Origin of the sequence: Qipengyuania algicida (assembly GCF_009828025.1) — a bacterium.
GTDB lineage: Bacteria > Pseudomonadota > Alphaproteobacteria > Sphingomonadales > Sphingomonadaceae > Qipengyuania > Qipengyuania algicida.
This window is the reverse complement of record NZ_WTYA01000003.1, coordinates 109,983-126,639: the sequence shown is the minus strand read 5'-3', so window position 1 is coordinate 126,639 and position 16,657 is coordinate 109,983. Positions and strand designations below refer to the sequence as shown.

The 16,657-nt window shown below is 58.3% G+C and carries 9 protein-coding genes; 5 read left to right on the top strand and 4 right to left on the bottom strand.

All coding sequences use genetic code 11. The features are described from left to right. Positions 1 to 194: 194 nt before the first annotated feature. Positions 195 to 1,742 carry an alpha-N-arabinofuranosidase gene (locus GRI58_RS05220; RefSeq protein WP_160752521.1) on the top strand — a complete coding sequence of 516 codons (1,548 nt, stop codon included), beginning with the start codon at positions 195 to 197 and terminating at the stop codon, positions 1,740 to 1,742. Between the two features lie 12 nt (positions 1,743 to 1,754). Here the strand turns inward: GRI58_RS05220 and GRI58_RS05215 are convergent, their stop codons facing one another. Continuing rightward, positions 1,755 to 3,665, bottom strand: coding sequence for an NPCBM/NEW2 domain-containing protein (locus GRI58_RS05215; protein ID WP_160752520.1), 1,911 nt, complete (start codon positions 3,663 to 3,665; stop codon positions 1,755 to 1,757). A gap of 3 nt (positions 3,666 to 3,668) precedes the next feature. Then, a complete protein-coding gene (locus GRI58_RS05210; RefSeq protein ID WP_337190885.1) occupies positions 3,669 to 4,802 on the bottom strand; it encodes an alpha/beta hydrolase in 1,134 nt (377 codons plus the stop codon). 248 nt (positions 4,803 to 5,050) lie between these two features. Here GRI58_RS05210 and GRI58_RS05205 point away from each other — a divergent pair, with 248 nt between their 5' ends. Next, positions 5,051 to 7,138 carry an alpha-L-arabinofuranosidase C-terminal domain-containing protein gene (locus GRI58_RS05205; RefSeq protein WP_237452110.1) on the top strand — a complete coding sequence of 696 codons (2,088 nt, stop codon included), beginning with the start codon at positions 5,051 to 5,053 and terminating at the stop codon, positions 7,136 to 7,138. A 91-nt stretch (positions 7,139 to 7,229) separates the two neighbouring features. Here the strand turns inward: GRI58_RS05205 and GRI58_RS05200 are convergent, their stop codons facing one another. Both GRI58_RS05200 and GRI58_RS05195 read right to left on the bottom strand, forming a co-directional pair. Then, a complete protein-coding gene (locus tag GRI58_RS05200) occupies positions 7,230 to 8,258 on the bottom strand; it encodes a cupin-like domain-containing protein (RefSeq protein ID WP_160752519.1) in 1,029 nt (342 codons plus the stop codon). Further along, positions 8,255 to 8,941, bottom strand: coding sequence for a SapC family protein (locus tag GRI58_RS05195; RefSeq protein WP_160752518.1), 687 nt, complete (start codon positions 8,939 to 8,941; stop codon positions 8,255 to 8,257). Before GRI58_RS05195 ends, GRI58_RS05200 begins: the two co-directional genes overlap by 4 nt. A 293-nt stretch (positions 8,942 to 9,234) precedes the next feature. On the opposite strand from GRI58_RS05195, the gene GRI58_RS05190 reads away from it, so the two are divergent. From GRI58_RS05190 to GRI58_RS05180, 3 genes are all read left to right on the top strand, one after another. Further along, complete coding sequence (locus tag GRI58_RS05190; protein ID WP_160752517.1) at positions 9,235 to 12,198, top strand: TonB-dependent receptor; 2,964 nt, start codon at positions 9,235 to 9,237, stop codon at positions 12,196 to 12,198. A 65-nt stretch (positions 12,199 to 12,263) separates the two neighbouring features. Continuing rightward, positions 12,264 to 13,805 (top strand): tryptophan halogenase family protein, encoded by a 1,542-nt coding sequence (locus GRI58_RS05185; RefSeq protein ID WP_160752516.1) that lies wholly within the window; start codon positions 12,264 to 12,266, stop codon positions 13,803 to 13,805. A gap of 149 nt (positions 13,806 to 13,954) precedes the next feature. After that, positions 13,955 to 16,609, top strand: coding sequence for a glycoside hydrolase family 3 C-terminal domain-containing protein (locus GRI58_RS05180; RefSeq protein ID WP_160752660.1), 2,655 nt, complete (start codon positions 13,955 to 13,957; stop codon positions 16,607 to 16,609). Positions 16,610 to 16,657 lie beyond the last annotated feature (48 nt).

The following is a 16,657-nucleotide window of genomic DNA, read 5'->3' as shown; positions in this document are numbered from 1 at the left end:
CTCCGGTGAGCATCTTGTTCTTGTCATCGCATTAGCAGGCGAGGCGAAGCTCACCAAAAACTTGACGTGGTTATTTGTCTGACTAAAAGCATTTGAACTCGCTGCGGTTGAAATTCTGGCGAGAAACGATTTGTCGTACCGTCGGGGAGGTATCATTGCTGAAATCATCGTCCATTTCTTTGGCCGTCGCATTCATGCTCGCGTTCCATGCTCCTGCATTGGCCGACGATGCAGCAATCGCAATGAAGGTTGAGGCCGATCATCCCGGAGCAACGATCGATCGTAATATCTTCGGACAATTTGCCGAACATCTCGGACATGGGATCTATGGCGGCGTTTGGGTTGGGAAGGACTCGCCCATTCCGAACGTGCGCGGAATTCGGACCGATGTGGTCTCAGCACTGAAGGCGATCCACGTACCCAATGTGCGCTGGCCGGGCGGCTGCTTTGCGGACGAATATCACTGGCGCGACGGTATCGGTCCGCAAAGCGGCAGGGTCGAGACCACAAACACAAATTGGGGTGGTGCGCCCGAACCTAACAGCTTCGGTACCGATGAATACATGGACTTCATCCACCAGATCGGTGCCGATGCCTATGTATCGCTCAATGTCGGGTCAGGAACGGTCAAGGAAGCGGCCGACTGGCTCGCTTATATGACTGCGCCGGCCACCACCACTGCTGGCAAGGAGCGCGCCGCAAATGGCCATCCACAGCCCTACACAGTGAAATATGTGGGACTTGGAAACGAGAGCTGGTCTTGCGGAGGCGCCATGACGGCGACCTACTATACCGATCGGATGAAGCGGTTTGCGCGGTTCGTGAACAATTACAATCCGGCCCAGGCACCCGATGGCAAGAACGCCATGCAAAGGATCGCGGTCGGCCCGGGCGGCCCGGAAACAGCCGATTACACCGATCAGGTGATGAAAAGCTGGAGCAAGCACGATTGGGCGTGGAGCATCGAAGGCCTCTCGCTCCACTCCTACACCACGGGAGGGTGGCCGCCGTCTTATGCCAGCACCGGTTTCGACCAGAACGCCTACGCCCGGCTGGTAAAGGAAACGCTGGGCATGGATAAGCTCATTTCGGACAATTCGGCCGTGATGGACAAATATGATCCGAAGAAGCAGGTCCCGCTCGTGGTTGACGAATGGGGTGTGTGGCTCGCCCCCACGCCCGGTACCAATCCCGGCTTCCTGATCCAGCAGAACTCCATGCGCGATGCGATCATCGCCGCGCTCAACATCAACATCTTTGCCCGCCATGCAGACCGCGTGCGCATGACCAACATCGCCCAGATGGTGAACGTGCTGCAATCGATGATCCTGACTGATGGCCCCAAGATGGTCCTCACTCCGACCTATTACATCTTCAAGATGTATGTGCCGTTTCAGGATGCGACCTTCGTCCCAGTCCAGTTCGATGCCGGATCGTATCGGCAGGGAGACATCGATCTGCCGCGCGTCGACGGGATTGCCGCGCGCGATAAAGCGGGCCATTTGTGGCTGGCGGTCACCAATGTCGATCCCAACCGGACAGCGTCGATCGCCGCGACGATCGAAGGCGCCTCGGCCCGATCGGTCAAGGGCCAGGTCCTGACCGCGCCGAATGTCAATTCGGTCAACAGCTTCGATGCGCCAAACACGGTCGTGCCGCGCGCGATTACGGGCAAGGTCGATGGATCGCGTGTCACGCTCGACCTTCCGGCAAAGTCGGTTGCGGTGGTCCGGCTCGACTGACGTCCGGCTGGCTCAGCGCGTCAGGGCTGCATCACCCCATGCGACGGGGTCGGGGAACCGTTCGGCCTTAGGCGTGCGCGCGACAAGTTCGATGATCTTGATGCCCGTCACATTGGCGGTCAACCGGGTTGGCGCCTGGCCAAAGCGTTGTGGTTGCGACCGGGCGAGCAGCCTGCCATCGCCATAAACAAGGAAGGTGACTGGTTGGCTGCGGTTGCGCGCGCTGTCATCTACGCCAACCATCGCGCTGAAGTGGCGATATCCCGCGTTGCGAACTTCGAGGCGGGAGTTAGCAAGAATCCCGATTCCGGTATCGAACGGCTTGCCACCTAGCGCAATCTCCTCCCCAAAGGGTGTCTGATCGGCCTGGGCCCCGCCCCAGCCGCCATACCGCGGATGTTCGCCGGTCCCGTGAGTGCCTGCCCAGAAGATCGGGCGATAGATCATCGGCGATGCTTGGGGCACGACGACGCCATCGGCGGCGGGATTCACACTGCCGGGCTCCTCGGAAAGATAGATACCGTCGGCAAGGCGGCGTGTCCCGCTTGCGGTGAAGATAAGGGTCTGGCGCGGGGTGAGCTTGAAATTCGTCTCGTCCTGGAATGTCCGCTTTTCCCCCGTCCACAGATCGGTAAGCGAAACATCGGCATCGGGACGAAACTTGAGCTGCGAGGCGGTCAGGCTCGCCTCGAGCGGTGCCGCAGTACGGTTGAAGATCGCGACCGCCTTCTTTCCGCTCGCCAGTGTCTTGACCAAGATCTGGACATCGTCGGAATCGAAGGCAAGCACCGCCTGATTGCCGGCGCGGTCCTGATCCACCGCGATGATCGCGGTATTGCCGAAAATATCGAGCAGCGGCTTGTCCGCCTTGCGCAGGTCATAGCCGATCATCAGCGGAGCATCGAGCATGGCCCACAGCGCAAAATGCGATCTTGCGGCGGTCAGATGCTCGGCATCGAAATCCCCGGTGCCGATATACAGCATGTCCGGATCGTTCCACGAGCCGGGATGCGCATACAATGGCCTGCGCACAGCGGTATCGAGGCTGTGCAGCATCCGCCCCCAGGTCGGTGCGATATCGTCACTGGTGCGTGACATGTTGCCGACATCCTTCGCCCAGGCGCGGACGTCGGCTGCGCCCCACAGGCACAGGGAATAGACGTAATCGCCATCGGGATTGTATTTCGCCAGCGCGGTTGCGACTGATTGATAGAGCGCGCGCACGGCCGGAATATCCGTCCGCCCCAAAGAGCCACTGTCGACCAGTGGCGGCATGGCGCGAAATTGGCCGGACTTCACCCATTTGCTCTCCGGGGTGAGCGCCCTGATGCCGCAAGCATCGACCTTGATGAGGTCAAACCCCCAATCAGCGAAATAGAGCCTGATGTCCTGGTCGACATGGCCGAACAGACCCACCTCACGCTCGGCAAGCGTTCCGACCGGCTGGTTGACCCCATCGGTGCTGTACAATTGTGCGCAGCTGTTACGGCCGATGTCAGAATAGATGCCTGCCTTGAATCCCATCGCGTGCAATGTGTCGGTCAGCGGGCGGAAGCTCGTCGATCCATCGGGCATCAAGGCTGAGGGAAATTCGCTGCTGCGGATCACGATCTTTCCGTTGGACTGGCGGCGCTTCAGCCACCAGCCATCGTCAAGGTCGATATACCGATATCCTTTTGCCTGCAGTCCGCTCTCACGAATGATATTCGCAGACGCGAGCAACTTGCGTTCGTCGATCGCGCTGCCGAAGGCATTCCAGCTGTTCCATCCCATCGGCGGCAAAGGCGCATTGCCGCTGACATTGGCGCTCCATCGACCGCTGGGTGCAAGTGGGTCGGTCGCTCCGGTTCCGGCAATTGCCGATGCCCCCAGCGTCAGCGCGATTGCCGCAGCGCCCGCCCATTTCCAATGTTTACGCTGCATCGTTCAGTGCCTACCCTCAAATTCAAGATATTTGCTGAAAAACGGCATCACATGATTCTGAAACCGGAATGCGACATCGCTGGTGTGTGTACCGGGATAAATCTCAAAACCGTTGGCAATCCCATAATTGTCGAGGATGTCGTGCAGCTTCGTTGCATCGAACCGCAGGCCATCCTTGTCGCCGACGTCTATCGCAATGGCGCGATAGCGTTTCAGGCCGTCGATATACTGATCGATAAACGCCAGCGGAGCATTGGCCGTCCAGCGGGCGATCACGCCTGTTTGGACCTTCCCGTCCTTCATCGGCAGATCGAGATATAGCGGAGGATTTTTCGGGTCGGGCGACCAGGCCGCCGCGCTCGCGAGTATGGCGCGTTCACCCCAGTTCAGCTTGGTCGCCGCCTCCAGTGAGGGCACTGCCGCAAGCTTCGCCATGACCGCCGGATCGAACTGTGCCGGATCGCGTGGTGAGAGACAGCATGGGCTCATGATATAGAGCGCGCCGAATACGTCGGAATGCTTCATCCCGATGCGGGTGGCGCCATATCCGCCCATCGAATGGCCGACCAGTCCGCGGCTCTCGCGTCGTGGAACGGTGCGGTAATGCGCGTCGATATAGCGCACCAGATCATGTGCGATGAAGCGTTCGAAATTACCCGTGGTGATCGAGCTTGAATACATAGAGCCGTTGTGGATCGTTTTGCTGTCGGGCAGCACGACGATGAATTCGCGCGCTCCCTTGGCATAGGCGCCCTCGATCGTCTGGGGGACGTGGATTTCCTTGATCCATTGCTCAGCGCCGATCGAATATCCGTGCAGCGCGTAAACCACCGGATAGCGGGCGTGGGGATGGCTGGCGTAACCCGGCGGAAGGATCACGATCACGTGCCGGTCGGGGCTTTCGCCTTCCAGATTCCCCTCGATCGCAGGGGAGTGGACAGTGATCCGCTGGACCGTCACTTGCGGCGCACTGCTGATTGGCGGGGGGACGTGCGTTCCCACTTGCGCGCAAGCGGGTACGAAAAACAACGCGGTGACCATCAAGAGCACCAGCCTGCCGATCCGGAGATGGACGCGTTGCCATCCAACACTGTGACGAACGGTTGCGCTGATATCGTGGCCTGACGCGTTACCCATGATGTGCCCCTCTGCGATTCCCAAGCATCCTCTTATTTGTCTGGGTAATGTGCGGGAGTGTCAATCATCGACACACCAAACTTCGCAAAAAATAGCGAGCTACAAGGCCAATTGCTCCGTGATAGATCTGTTTAAAAACAGCAAATAAGACGAAAATTAGGCCCTCAAAAAATAACGCGAAGCGATTTGTATCTGGCGGATCTTCCTTTTCCGCGCTATCTATTTATCAGACTAATAGGGAGGGTGTTATGGCGGCAAGGCATTCAAAATGGATCGTGGCGGCGTTTCTGTCCTCCCTCATGGTCGCAAACGCCAGCCCGGCATCGGCTGATCTGCCGGGCAAGGTTACGGCGACGATCGACGCCGGCAAACGCGCCGCACCGGTCACCCCATACGCCTATGGCATGTTCATCGAACCAATCGGTTCCCTGGTTGCACGCACCTTGTGGGCCGAGATGCTCGATGATCGGAAATTCTACTTTCCGGTCGTCTCTGCTGCCCAGGACAAGCCGCCTCCGCCCAATGCGGAAGGGCGGCCAGGTGTCACCTATCGCAAGTGGCGGCCTATCGGCGAAGATGGCGTGGTGGTCATGGACCGTAATCACGCCTTCGTAGGCGCGCAGTCGCCCAGCGTTATGCTCGATGGATCAACGCCCCGCGGGTTGCGCCAGTCGGGTATCGGCGTTGCGGCGGGGAAGACCTATTTGGGCCACCTCTGGTTCAGCGGGGATCCCGGGGCCAAGGTGCAGGTTTCGCTGGTCTGGGGGCCCGGCGTAAGGGATCGACAGACGGTTTCGCTGCCAACGCCCGATGCGGATTGGCGCCGCGCCGATTTTTCGTTCGAACCGACAGCGAGCGACAGTGAAGCCCGGATCGAAATCACCGGGACTGGCACAGGGCATTTCCGTATCGACGCGATTTCACTGATGCCGAGCGACAATATCGACGGCTGGCGTGCTGATACCACTGCGATTGCGCGCTCTCTCAATTCGGGGTTCTGGCGCCTGCCGGGCGGCAATTTCCTGTCCGATTGGGATTGGCACGAGGCAATCGGTCCGCGTGACAGGCGCGCTCCGATGTTCGATCACGCTTGGAGCGCCATGCAGCCCAACGACCTCGGCATGGACGAGTGGATGGAGTTGACGCGCATCCTTGGCGTGCAGCCGTATGTTACCGTGAACGCGGGCCTCGGCGATGCCAATTCCGCGGCCGAAGAAGTCCAGTATCTCAACGGTTCGCCGTCGAGCGAATGGGGTGCCAAGCGCGCAGCCAATGGTCATCCGCAGCCCTATGGCGTCAAGTTCTGGAACATCGGCAACGAACCTTATGGCTGGTGGCAGATTGGCAAGACTTCGCTCGATTATTTCATGATTAAGCACAACCGCTTTGCAGCGGCCATGCGGGCGCAAGATCCGTCGATCGTGTTGATCGGTTCCGGCGCAATGCCGGATCAGCTTAAGCCCCGCGACGCCAAGGAAAATCCTTCGCTCGCCAGCATTCAGCACAAGTTCGGCACCGAACAGGACTGGACTGGGGGGCTGTTCGAGAAAGCCTGGGGAAATTTCTCCGGTGTCAGCGAACACTGGTACGATCGGGCTGAGGAGCGTCCCAATGCACCGCCCGACCTGGAACTGATCGAATATGCGCGGTCGCCGTCGAACCAAGTGCGTATGAAGGCGGACGAGTGGCAGATCTATCGCGAGCGCTTTCCCAAGATCGATACCGATCACATCTTCCTGTCGATAGATGAATATGCCTATTTCGGGCCAGCCACGCTCAAATCGGCGCTCGCCTATTCGATGGTCATGCAGGAAATGCTCCGCCACACCGATTTCCTGAAGATGAGCGCATTCACCACCGGCGCATCGACCATGGATATCACGCCGACAGGCGCTGTGCTCAACACGACCGGCCTCGTGTTCAAACTTTATGGAGAGCATTTCGGGGCAGGCACGGTGCCGCTGGCTGTCACCGGCAATTCGCCGCAGCCCGATCCCAAATACTCGGTCGGTTATGACCACCCGCAGGTGAAAGCGGGCAGCGCCACCTATCCGCTCGACATGATCGCCGGGCTTTCTGGTGATGGCAGGACACTGAAAATCGCGGTCGTCAATCCAACCTATGAAAAGCGTCGGGTTTCCGTTCAGCTCTCCGGTATATCGTTGCATGGCAAGGGCTTGCGCTGGCTGCTCACTGGAACATCCATTGATGCGGCGAACAAGGTTGGAGAGACGTCGGGCGTGACCATCCAGAAGCAGCAGGTTCAGGCCTTCGACAACGCGCTGGAGGTGCCGCCTACTTCCGTTGCGATATTCGAGTTTTCGAGCTCATCCTAGGAAACTTCCTTCCCTCGGGATGAATGACTGGGCGGACACGTCAGATGGCGTGTCCGCCACTTTTCCGCGACCGCATTACGGCTTCGATTCGCTAAACGCCGCGCAGCATCTGCATTACAGCTGCGCGAACCTTGCGGTAATTGCCTTCAGACAACGGCCCCAGAATTCCGTGCTTGTCCGGGGGCAGATGCTCCAGCGGATGGCGTTCGGGTCGAAAAACATAGTGATCAAAAAACGTGTGCCACGCCGCTCTCTCGCGCTCTGGTCGTTCGGCAATGGCAATCATTGCGAGCATAAGTGTTGTCAAAGGTGCATCCGGCCCTGCGCTAAATCCATCCCACCAGTAATTGACCAGCATATTGAGCGGTTCGCTCGCTTCCACCTGATGCCACCACAGTTTTGGCAGATAGAGGGCGTCGCCCGGTTCAAGCGTAACCTCGAGGGCGTGCTCGCGGATACTCTCAAAGCGCGGATAACGTGGGTCACCAGATGGAGCCTGGACCGCAAGCCCTACCGGCTGCCCTGCCATAGTATGGTCGATCGGGCCGACATAGAGATCGCCGATTGCTTCCGGCGGATAGAGAGTGAAGGTCCGGCGCCCCGCCACGACGCAGGCAAGGTTGTCGAAGGTGTCGTAATGGCACGCCACGCTGGACGCGTTGCCTATCCAGATTCGCGGCTCGACCCCTTCAGGCAGGAAGGCTACCGTGTTCTCATCGGAAAATCCGGGAAAGTTGCTGTCTGCCGGTAAGGAGCCGAGATAGGCAGTCCCAAGCTTGGTATCGGCGACACAGGCCATGATGTAATCGAGCGAATTGGCGATCGTTGCAATCTTGCGATCGAAATTGAACCCGTCGAGATTATCGTCGTAGTAATAGCGCCCCGTGATGTCCGGTGCACCGCAGAATAGCTGTACCCTATTGCCGGTCGCATGTGCTCGCAAATAGTCAGTCAAATCATTCCGTGAACGACGGGCTGTTTGTATGACAGGCCAGTCGTTGAGCGCTTGCCGGAAAACGACAGGCACGCAATTTACAGCGACATCGCCCCGGAAAGTTTCCCAGTCGTTCGCCAACGGCCCATTCCAGGCCTGGACGTCGGATTTGGCTGTGTTCCTCATATCTCGGCGAGAAGTCGATTTCGCCTCTCGGCCAGCACCGCGACCTGCTTGAGAGAGGCGTTGATCGCGTAAGCCAGTTGCAGATGACCATTGCGGAACAGTCGCAGAGCGTCGGCATCGTCGATCTCTGCCAGCCCATCCAGGCTGACGGTATAAAGCCCCTCCAACGTCATCTGCTCTCCATCGTCGAAACGGAGCGAAACGTCGATTGGCTCGATCAGCTTAAGTTTAAGTAAATCATTGATAAATATATCAGTTTCGTGCTTACCTTCGACCAATGCTGTCAGCTGACGCTGAATCTGTCTCAAGGCGGGGGCAGGCTGTCCATCGCTATCGAAAAGCTGTTCCGCAGACTGTTCCGAACTGGATAGGCGCGGGTCGTCAAGGTCGACGGCAATGTGATCGCCCGACACGAAGAATCCGGCGCGCTGTCGATCCAGTGGGATAAATGCCGGAGGTCCACTGTTGCCGGCGGCGACTAGATTTTCGCCTGGTTTGAAGCCAAACAGGGCACCGACATAAAACGCACCGGTTTCTGGACTCTTGGTGAAGAAAATCGGGCAACATGTGGCGGCGGACACGAACTCGCTGGCAACAATTTCCACGAAATGAGGAATATCCGGCACGCGGCGACTCAGGCGCAGCTCTGCATGCGTTTCGCAATCTAATGCTTCCAGTTTCACTTTTAACTCCCGTTGCTTCTGCAACACGTACGACCGGTGCCGAGCGTCTGCTTGATGATTATCCGATGACTGAATGCAGGCCAAGTTGCGGCATTATTCAGCCAGGATGATAAATCCCTATTGATAGCGCTACCATGCAATGTTATTGTCCGACTATAACGTGTCCAAGGATCAGGTGCCAGTCGCCAAATTGTTGGTGTGTCCGGCTGACCAACTGCCCTGACGCGGAATGAGTCGAACTGAAAACGACAACCGAACCGAATCAAATCGGTCGGTGAATATGGGAGGATAGAATGACTGGCTTTAATCGGCATTCGTCGTTGGCTTGGCGCCGTCGAAAGAGCGTTTTGGCTCTAACCGTTTCAAGCGCACTGGCATTAGTTGGCTCCTCGCCTGCATTTGCCCAAGATGCGTCGACGTCGCAGGACAATTCAACTGCGGCGACTTCGACGACAGACTCGTCGACTGCAACAGCGGATCCAAACAATGTTATCATTGTTACGGGCATCCGTGGTTCGCTACAGCGGAACCTCGATGAAAAGCGCAATGCGTCGGGCATTATCGATGTCATTTCGTCCGAGGATATCGGCAAGTTTCCCGATTCCAACGTGGCGGCATCGCTTCAGCGCCTTCCTGGTATTTCGATCCAGCGCGACGGTGTTCGTGGCGACGCCAATGGTATTTCCGTGCGTGGTTTTGGCGGAGACTTCAACGAGACCTTGGTCGATGGACGTAAGCTCTCGACAGCAACAGGTGGACGTTCGATCGACTTCAGTACGGTCGGTTCGGACTTCATTGGTGCCTTGCAGGTCTACAAGACTCCAGATGTTGCAGTGAGCTCCAATTCGATCGGGGCAACAGTCAATATCGCTTATCCCAAGCCTTTCGATCGGCCGGGACTGCATATCGCCGCCACTGCATCTGGGTCGACTCAGAACTACGCGAAGAAGATCGTGCCTGCCGGCGGGCTGCTGTTCAGCGATACCTTTGCCGACGACACTTTCGGTATCTTGGCCGATGTCATCTACACGCGCCATGATACGCGGACGAACAACGTCTATAACCACGGTTTCCCGGGTGGCTATTACGCGCCTTGTCAATTGGCGGGGAATGCCAGTGCAGCGACATGTTCGCCGACTAGCGATTCAACTTCGACTGCCTGGGCAGATCCCAATAACCGCCAAAATGTGGTCGGCTTCTTCCCGCAGCAATATGGCGCGCAGCAGTCCTATACGAAGGACGAGCGCGTAGATGCGCGAATCGCGTTGCAATGGAAGCCGTCGGACAATCTTCTGGTTACCTTGGATGACAATTTCTCCGACCAACGGGTAAACACCGACACTTTCGGCTTTGGCTTCTGGTTCAATCAGGGCTCGCTTCGTAATGTGAAGCTCGACGAAAACGGTGTGCCGCTCGACTTCACTCAGGCAAATTCGCAGACCGACTTTACGGCCGGATCGCAGAGCAACGTGCGCCGGACAAACCAGACCGGCCTCAACATCAAATGGAACGTCAACGACAATCTCGAAATCGAGGCCGACGGCTCCTATTCCAAGAGCTGGCTGAACCCGGATGGGCGCGTCAACGAGCGGGACGCCGACATCGGCTACGGTTTCGGGATCGGGCCGGACCTCGAATATTCGATCAACGGAGACAGCAAGAACAGCTTCCCGTCGTTGTCTAATTTCGGCGTTAACAGCGACCCGAGCCGCTGGGCTGACACGTCCGCTATTGGCTCACACGTTACAGTCAACATTGCCAATAAGAACACTGATGTGCTGAAGCAGGGCCGACTCGGGGCGAAGTGGAGTAGTGACAATCTCACGTTGTGGATTGGCGGCTCATATCTCGACGACACGTTCGAGTTCCGCAGTGCAAACACCTTCGCCAACAACTTCTGGCAGGCCTATTCGGGCTACGGTCCGGCTTCGGGTACTTCCGGTGGCGTATCGATCCCGACCAGCCTTTATCAAGGTATGGTAAGCACCGACAACTTCATTCCAGGTTTCAGCGGGATGTTGCCGCCAACCTTGATCAATTTTTCCGGTCCGGCTTATCAAGCTTACCTGACAAGCCTCGGCAATCCGCAAACGACCAATATTCCTGGCTATAACTACAGCTGCTGCGGCACTGCATTTACCGGCACATTCGATGTTGCCAATGACGTCGGGAGCTTCCGGAATATCAACGAGAAGACCTGGGCGCTTTATTTCAAGGCACGCTTTACGGCTGACATTGGCAATATGCCATTTACGCTCAACGCCGGTGTGAGGGAAGAGAACACTCACCTCACGTCAACTGGGCTCGGCCAGCTGCCGATTTCGATAACTCCCAGCGACACCGATCCGACTCTTCTAACCGTCAACTTCGGTCCGCAATCGATGGTGACCAACAAGAACAACTACAGTTATTTGCTTCCTGCGCTGGACGCGAAGCTGGGTTTGACCGACAATTTGATCCTGCGCTTCGATGCTTCACGGACGCTCACCCGGCCAACGCTAAACTTGCTGACGCCGGTGTTGAACGTGGGGACCGGTCAGCGACTCAACGCGCTGACGGCCAATGGGGGCAATCCCAATCTGATGCCGTATCTGTCGGATAACTTCGACCTTGCGGCGGAATGGTATTATCAGCGCAACTCGTATCTGTCGGTCGACTTCTTCCTCAAGAACGTCTCCAATTTCATCATTGGCGGCACTACGAGGCAGACGATTAACGGAGTGATCGATCCGTCGACCGGGCAGCCAGCTGTCTTCGCCGTGACACAACAGGTCAACGGCCCCGACGCGACGGTACGTGGTGTCGAACTTGCCTTGCAGCACACCTTCGGCGACAGTGGCTTCGGCTTCATCGCCAACGCCACATTCGTCGATACGAATAAGCCCTATGATCCAAACGACATATCGCAGAGCGGTTTTGCCGTTACGGGGCTTGCCAATTCGGCCAACTTCGTCGGCTTCTTCGACAAATATGGTTTCGAGTTCCGGGCCGCGGTCAACTGGCGTGACGAATATCTGCTCCAGTTCAATCAGGTGCAGAACACCAGCCAGTTCGGGACAGAACCAACCTTCGTCAATGCGAGCACGCAGATCGATCTCAGCACAAGCTATCAGATTACGCCTGCGATCAATGTGTTCGGGGAAGTCACCAATCTGACTAACGAGACGCAGAGCACGCATGGCCGGTTTTCGAACCAGCTGCTCGACGTCTACGGTTATGGACGCCGGATTACCGCCGGAGTTCGGTACCGGTTCTAGAAAGTGGAAGGATGGGAGGACGTGGGCTATCCTGCATCCTCCCATCAACCTGACCGGTATTTCGTATGAAACCAGTTAAGCGCATCGTTATCGTGGGCGGCGGGACGGCCGGTTGGCTGACCGCCGGAATTATCGCGGCAAAGCACAAGGGCCGGATGCCGCACGGTTTTTCCGTGACGCTTGTCGAATCGCCGAACACTCCTATTATCGGCGTGGGGGAGGGGACCTGGCCTACGCTGAGGACAACGCTTGCGCGTATTGGCGTATCGGAAACCGATTTCTTCCGTGAATGCGATGCGGCCTTCAAGCAGGGCGCGAAATTTGCGGGCTGGACGACCGGTGCCCCGGACGATGCCTATTATCATCCGCTGATGCTGCCGCAGGGATTTTCCCGCCTCAATCTGGTGCCGCACTGGCTGGAGGGCGGCAATGGCACCAGCTTCTGCGATGCGGTCTGCCCCCAAGGGCGCATTTGCGACGATGGGCTTGCGCCCAAGACGCTGACGACGCCCGAGTTCGAGGCGCTTGCCAATTACGCCTACCATCTCGATGCGGGCAAGTTCGCTCCCTTCCTCCAGCGTCATTGCACTGAAAAGCTCGGCGTTCGACATGTCCTTGCCGATGTCCAGAAGGTCGCGATGACCGAGGACGGCGACATCCATTCGGTCATGACTGAACAGGCAGGTGAGATCGAAGGCGACTTGTTCGTCGACTGCACCGGCTTCAAGGCCCTGCTTATCGGTGAAGCGCTGGGAGTCCCGTTCAAGGGATGCGACGACGTCCTGTTCTGCGATACCGCTCTGGCGGTTCAGATGCCTTATGAGAGCGAAGATTCGCCGATAGCGTCACAGACGATATCGACTGCACAATCAGCAGGTTGGATCTGGGATATCGGTCTGCCTAGCCGCCGCGGCATCGGCTATGTCTATTCCAGCGGGCACATTGATGACGATGATGCCGAGCGCGAGCTGCGGACATACCTCGGCCCGTCGGGCGACCAACTATCGTTCCGCAAAATCCCCATTCGTGCCGGGAGGCGCGAGACTTTCTGGAAGCGCAATTGCGTCGCTATCGGGCTCGCCGCCGGTTTTCTCGAACCGCTCGAGGCGTCGGCAATCGTGTTAATCGAGCTTTCGGCAAAGCTCATCGCAGAGCAGATGCCTGCCTGCCGCGAAGTGATGGATGTCATCTCCAAGCGCTTCAACGCAACCACGGATTACCGTTGGGGCCGGATCATCGACTTTCTGAAGCTGCACTATGTCCTCACACAGCGCCGTGACAGCGATTTCTGGTGCGACAATGTTCGTCCCGGATCGATCCCAGACCGGTTGCAGGAACTGATGCTGCTGTGGGAATATCAGGCGCCCTGGTTCCATGACGAATTCGATCGGGTGGAAGAGGTCTTCCCGCCGGCCAGCTATCAATACGTGCTCTATGGCATGGGATTTCGCACCCGGGTGGATCCTGCGATGCTGGCGGGCGAAACACGTCAGGCGCACAGCGAGTTGCGGCAGAATGCGGTTCAGACAGAACGGCTACGAGCGGGATTGCCACGCCACAGGGATTTGATTCGAAAGATCGTCGATTTCGGCCTTCAGCCGGTTTGACGCGAACACACACATCAGTCGGCAAGGGCCGCGCAAGTCTGGCGCGCAAGCCAGAACGATCGAGAGGGTACGCAGTGCAGAAAATCCGGTTTCAGCGAACACAATTGCTGGCTTCAGCATTCGTCGTCGCATCGGCGCTGGCATGGCCGATGCATACGCTGTCGGCAACGGCCCCCGGGGATAGCGACAACACGGCGGCAGTCGCGCCGGTGCGCGCGCACGCTGATCAACTCGCCGCCCAGCTGGTCGCGAAAATGACGCTGGATGAGAAGCTGAAGCAACTGTTGAATACGGCTCCGGCAATTCCGCGCCTTGGCATTCCGGCCTACAATTGGTGGACCGAATCCCTGCACGGCGCACTTGGTACGGTGCCGACGACCAATTTTCCCGAACCGATCGGTCTGGGTGCCAGCTTCGATGCGCCGCTGGTCAAGTCGGTGGCGGGCGACATCAGCATCGAACTGCGTGGGCTCCACGCGCTTGCCCGCAAGACCGGGCGGATGGGACGGATCGGGACCGGGCTCGACACTTGGTCCCCCAACATCAACATCTTTCGCGATCCGCGCTGGGGACGGGGACAGGAAACCTATGGTGAGGACCCATTTCTGACCTCACGCATGGGGGTCGCCTTCATCGAAGGGATTCAAGGTCCCGATCCGGACCTGCCCAATGTGATTGCCACACCCAAGCATTTCGCCGTGCATAGCGGTCCGGAAGGAACCCGTCACAAGGCCAATATCTTCGTATCGCGGCACGATCTGGAAGACACCTTCATGCCCGCATTCCGTGCCGCGATCGTCGAGGCAAAGGCGGGCTCGATCATGTGCGCCTATAACCGGATCGACGGACAGCCTGCTTGCGCCAGCAACGAACTGCTCGACGATCATTTACGCGGAGCATGGGGGTTCCAAGGCTACGTCGTATCCGACTGCGATGCGGTCAAGGACATTGCGGACACGCACAAATACGCGCCCGATCAGGCCACCGCCGTCACCGCAGCTATTCGTCATGGTGTCGACAACGAATGCAACACAGCGACGCTGTCCGATACGGCTGGTCTGGATGATCGCTATCGCGAAGCGCTTGATCGCGGTCTGATCACGGTGGGTGATGTCGACCGTGCGCTGGTACGGCTGTTTTCGGCAAGATTGCGCAATGGCGACTTGCCGGGTGTGCGTCCCCTCAGCACGGCCTCCTCATCGATTGCCGACGTCGGCACCGCTGCTCACGGCGAACTGGCTTTGAAGGCTGCAGAAGAGAGTCTTGTCCTGCTCAAGAACAACGGCATTCTTCCGCTGGCCAAATCGGTCAAACGCATTGCGGTTATCGGTCCCCTGGGCGATGCAACCCGCGTCCTGCGCGGCAATTATTCATCGCCATATTCAGCTCCGCCAATCTCGGTGGTCGACGGCTTGCGCCACGCCTTGCCATCGGTTTCGGTCAGCTATGCCCCGTTTGGCGAATCGGTAACGGATGGCGATCCTGTACCCGCGACGGCGTTGCGCACAGCCGACGGCAAGCCGGGCCTGACCGCACGCTATTACAACGCAATTGGCACTGCGCCTGCTACGTTCACTCCGGATCAGCGCGCCGCTTACGAGAAGACTTTGGCCTATGCCAACGACCCGGTCGTAACCCGGCGCGAAGAAAGCGTTGGGGGGCATAGTCTCGACCTTGCACAAGTCTCCGACCATCATCGGGTGGTGTGGAGCGGCTATCTGGTGCCTCCGGAAAGCGGGCTATTCCGGCTGGGCCTGTCGGGCTTCATGAGTGGATCGATGCATTTTGAAGGCAAGCCTTTCGTCGATCTGGCGAACGCGCCCTGGGGTAGCCTGCCGACCATGAAGACTATCAGGCTTGAGAAGGGGCACCGATATAAGATCGAGATTACCGGCGTTGCCCAAACGGGCGATGCCGGTGTCGGCCTGGCGTGGAAGCGCGTGTCGAGCGATCCGGTTGCCACGATGCGGCAAGCCGCTGCGAACGCGGATGTAATAATCGCCGTGGTGGGGCTGACGTCCGATCTGGAGGCCGAGGAATCGCCTGTTCAGGTTCCGGGCTTCAAGGGCGGGGATAAGACCAATCTCGATATACCCGCCGATCAGCAGACTTTGCTGGAGGCGGCGAAGGCGACCGGCAAACCGCTGATCGTGGTGACGATGAACGGAAGTCCGCTGGACCTTTCCTGGGCCAAGCAGAATGCCTCGGCCATTCTGGAAGCGTGGTATCCGGGGCAGTCGGGCGGTCTGGCAGTCGCGCATGTCCTGTCGGGCAAGGTCAATCCGGCCGGTCGCCTGCCGCTGACATTCTATCGCAGCGTGGCCGATCTGCCGCCGTTCGACGATTACCGCATGAAGGGCCGGACATATCGCTATTTTACCGGCAAACCGGTCTATCCGTTTGGCTACGGCCTCAGCTACACGAGTTTTTCCTATGGTCCGCTGTCGATCGAACCAGCCGCAGGTGGGGCGGAACATGGCCTTCGGGTGACGACGCAACTGCGCAACACTGGGCAGCGTGCAGGTGATGAAGTGGCCCAGCTTTATCTGCGCTTTCCCAATCAGCCGGGCGCACCGAACATTGCCCTGCGCGGGTTCCAGCGGGTACATTTGCAACCGGGTGAAGCGAAGCGGATCAGCTTTTCCCTGAGCCCGCGCGATCTGAGCGCGGTCACCCCTGATGGACAGCGCGAAGTAATGGCCGGGCGGTACGAGGTCAGTGTCGGTTCGGGGCAGCCGGGAACCGATGTTCCGGTCCAGACGTCCAGCTTCGCGACCAGCGAGGTGTTCCGTCTGCCGGAATAGGACCGCCTCTGCACTTGGCGAGGCGGTAATACCGCGCGAAGCTGTGTA

Bases quoted from the DNA above. Each gene is read 5' to 3' on its own strand.
- GRI58_RS05220 (WP_160752521.1), top strand. From the start codon at position 195: ATGCTCGCGTTCCATGCTCCTGCATTGGCCGACGATGCAGCAATCGCA.
- GRI58_RS05215 (WP_160752520.1), bottom strand. From the start codon at position 3,665: ATGCAGCGTAAACATTGGAAATGGGCGGGCGCTGCGGCAATCGCGCTG.
- GRI58_RS05210 (WP_337190885.1), bottom strand. From the start codon at position 4,802: ATGGGTAACGCGTCAGGCCACGATATCAGCGCAACCGTTCGTCACAGT.
- GRI58_RS05205 (WP_237452110.1), top strand. From the start codon at position 5,051: ATGGCGGCAAGGCATTCAAAATGGATCGTGGCGGCGTTTCTGTCCTCC.
- GRI58_RS05200 (WP_160752519.1), bottom strand. From the start codon at position 8,258: ATGAGGAACACAGCCAAATCCGACGTCCAGGCCTGGAATGGGCCGTTG.
- GRI58_RS05190 (WP_160752517.1), top strand. From the start codon at position 9,235: ATGACTGGCTTTAATCGGCATTCGTCGTTGGCTTGGCGCCGTCGAAAG.
- GRI58_RS05185 (WP_160752516.1), top strand. From the start codon at position 12,264: ATGAAACCAGTTAAGCGCATCGTTATCGTGGGCGGCGGGACGGCCGGT.
- GRI58_RS05180 (WP_160752660.1), top strand. From the start codon at position 13,955: ATGCATACGCTGTCGGCAACGGCCCCCGGGGATAGCGACAACACGGCG.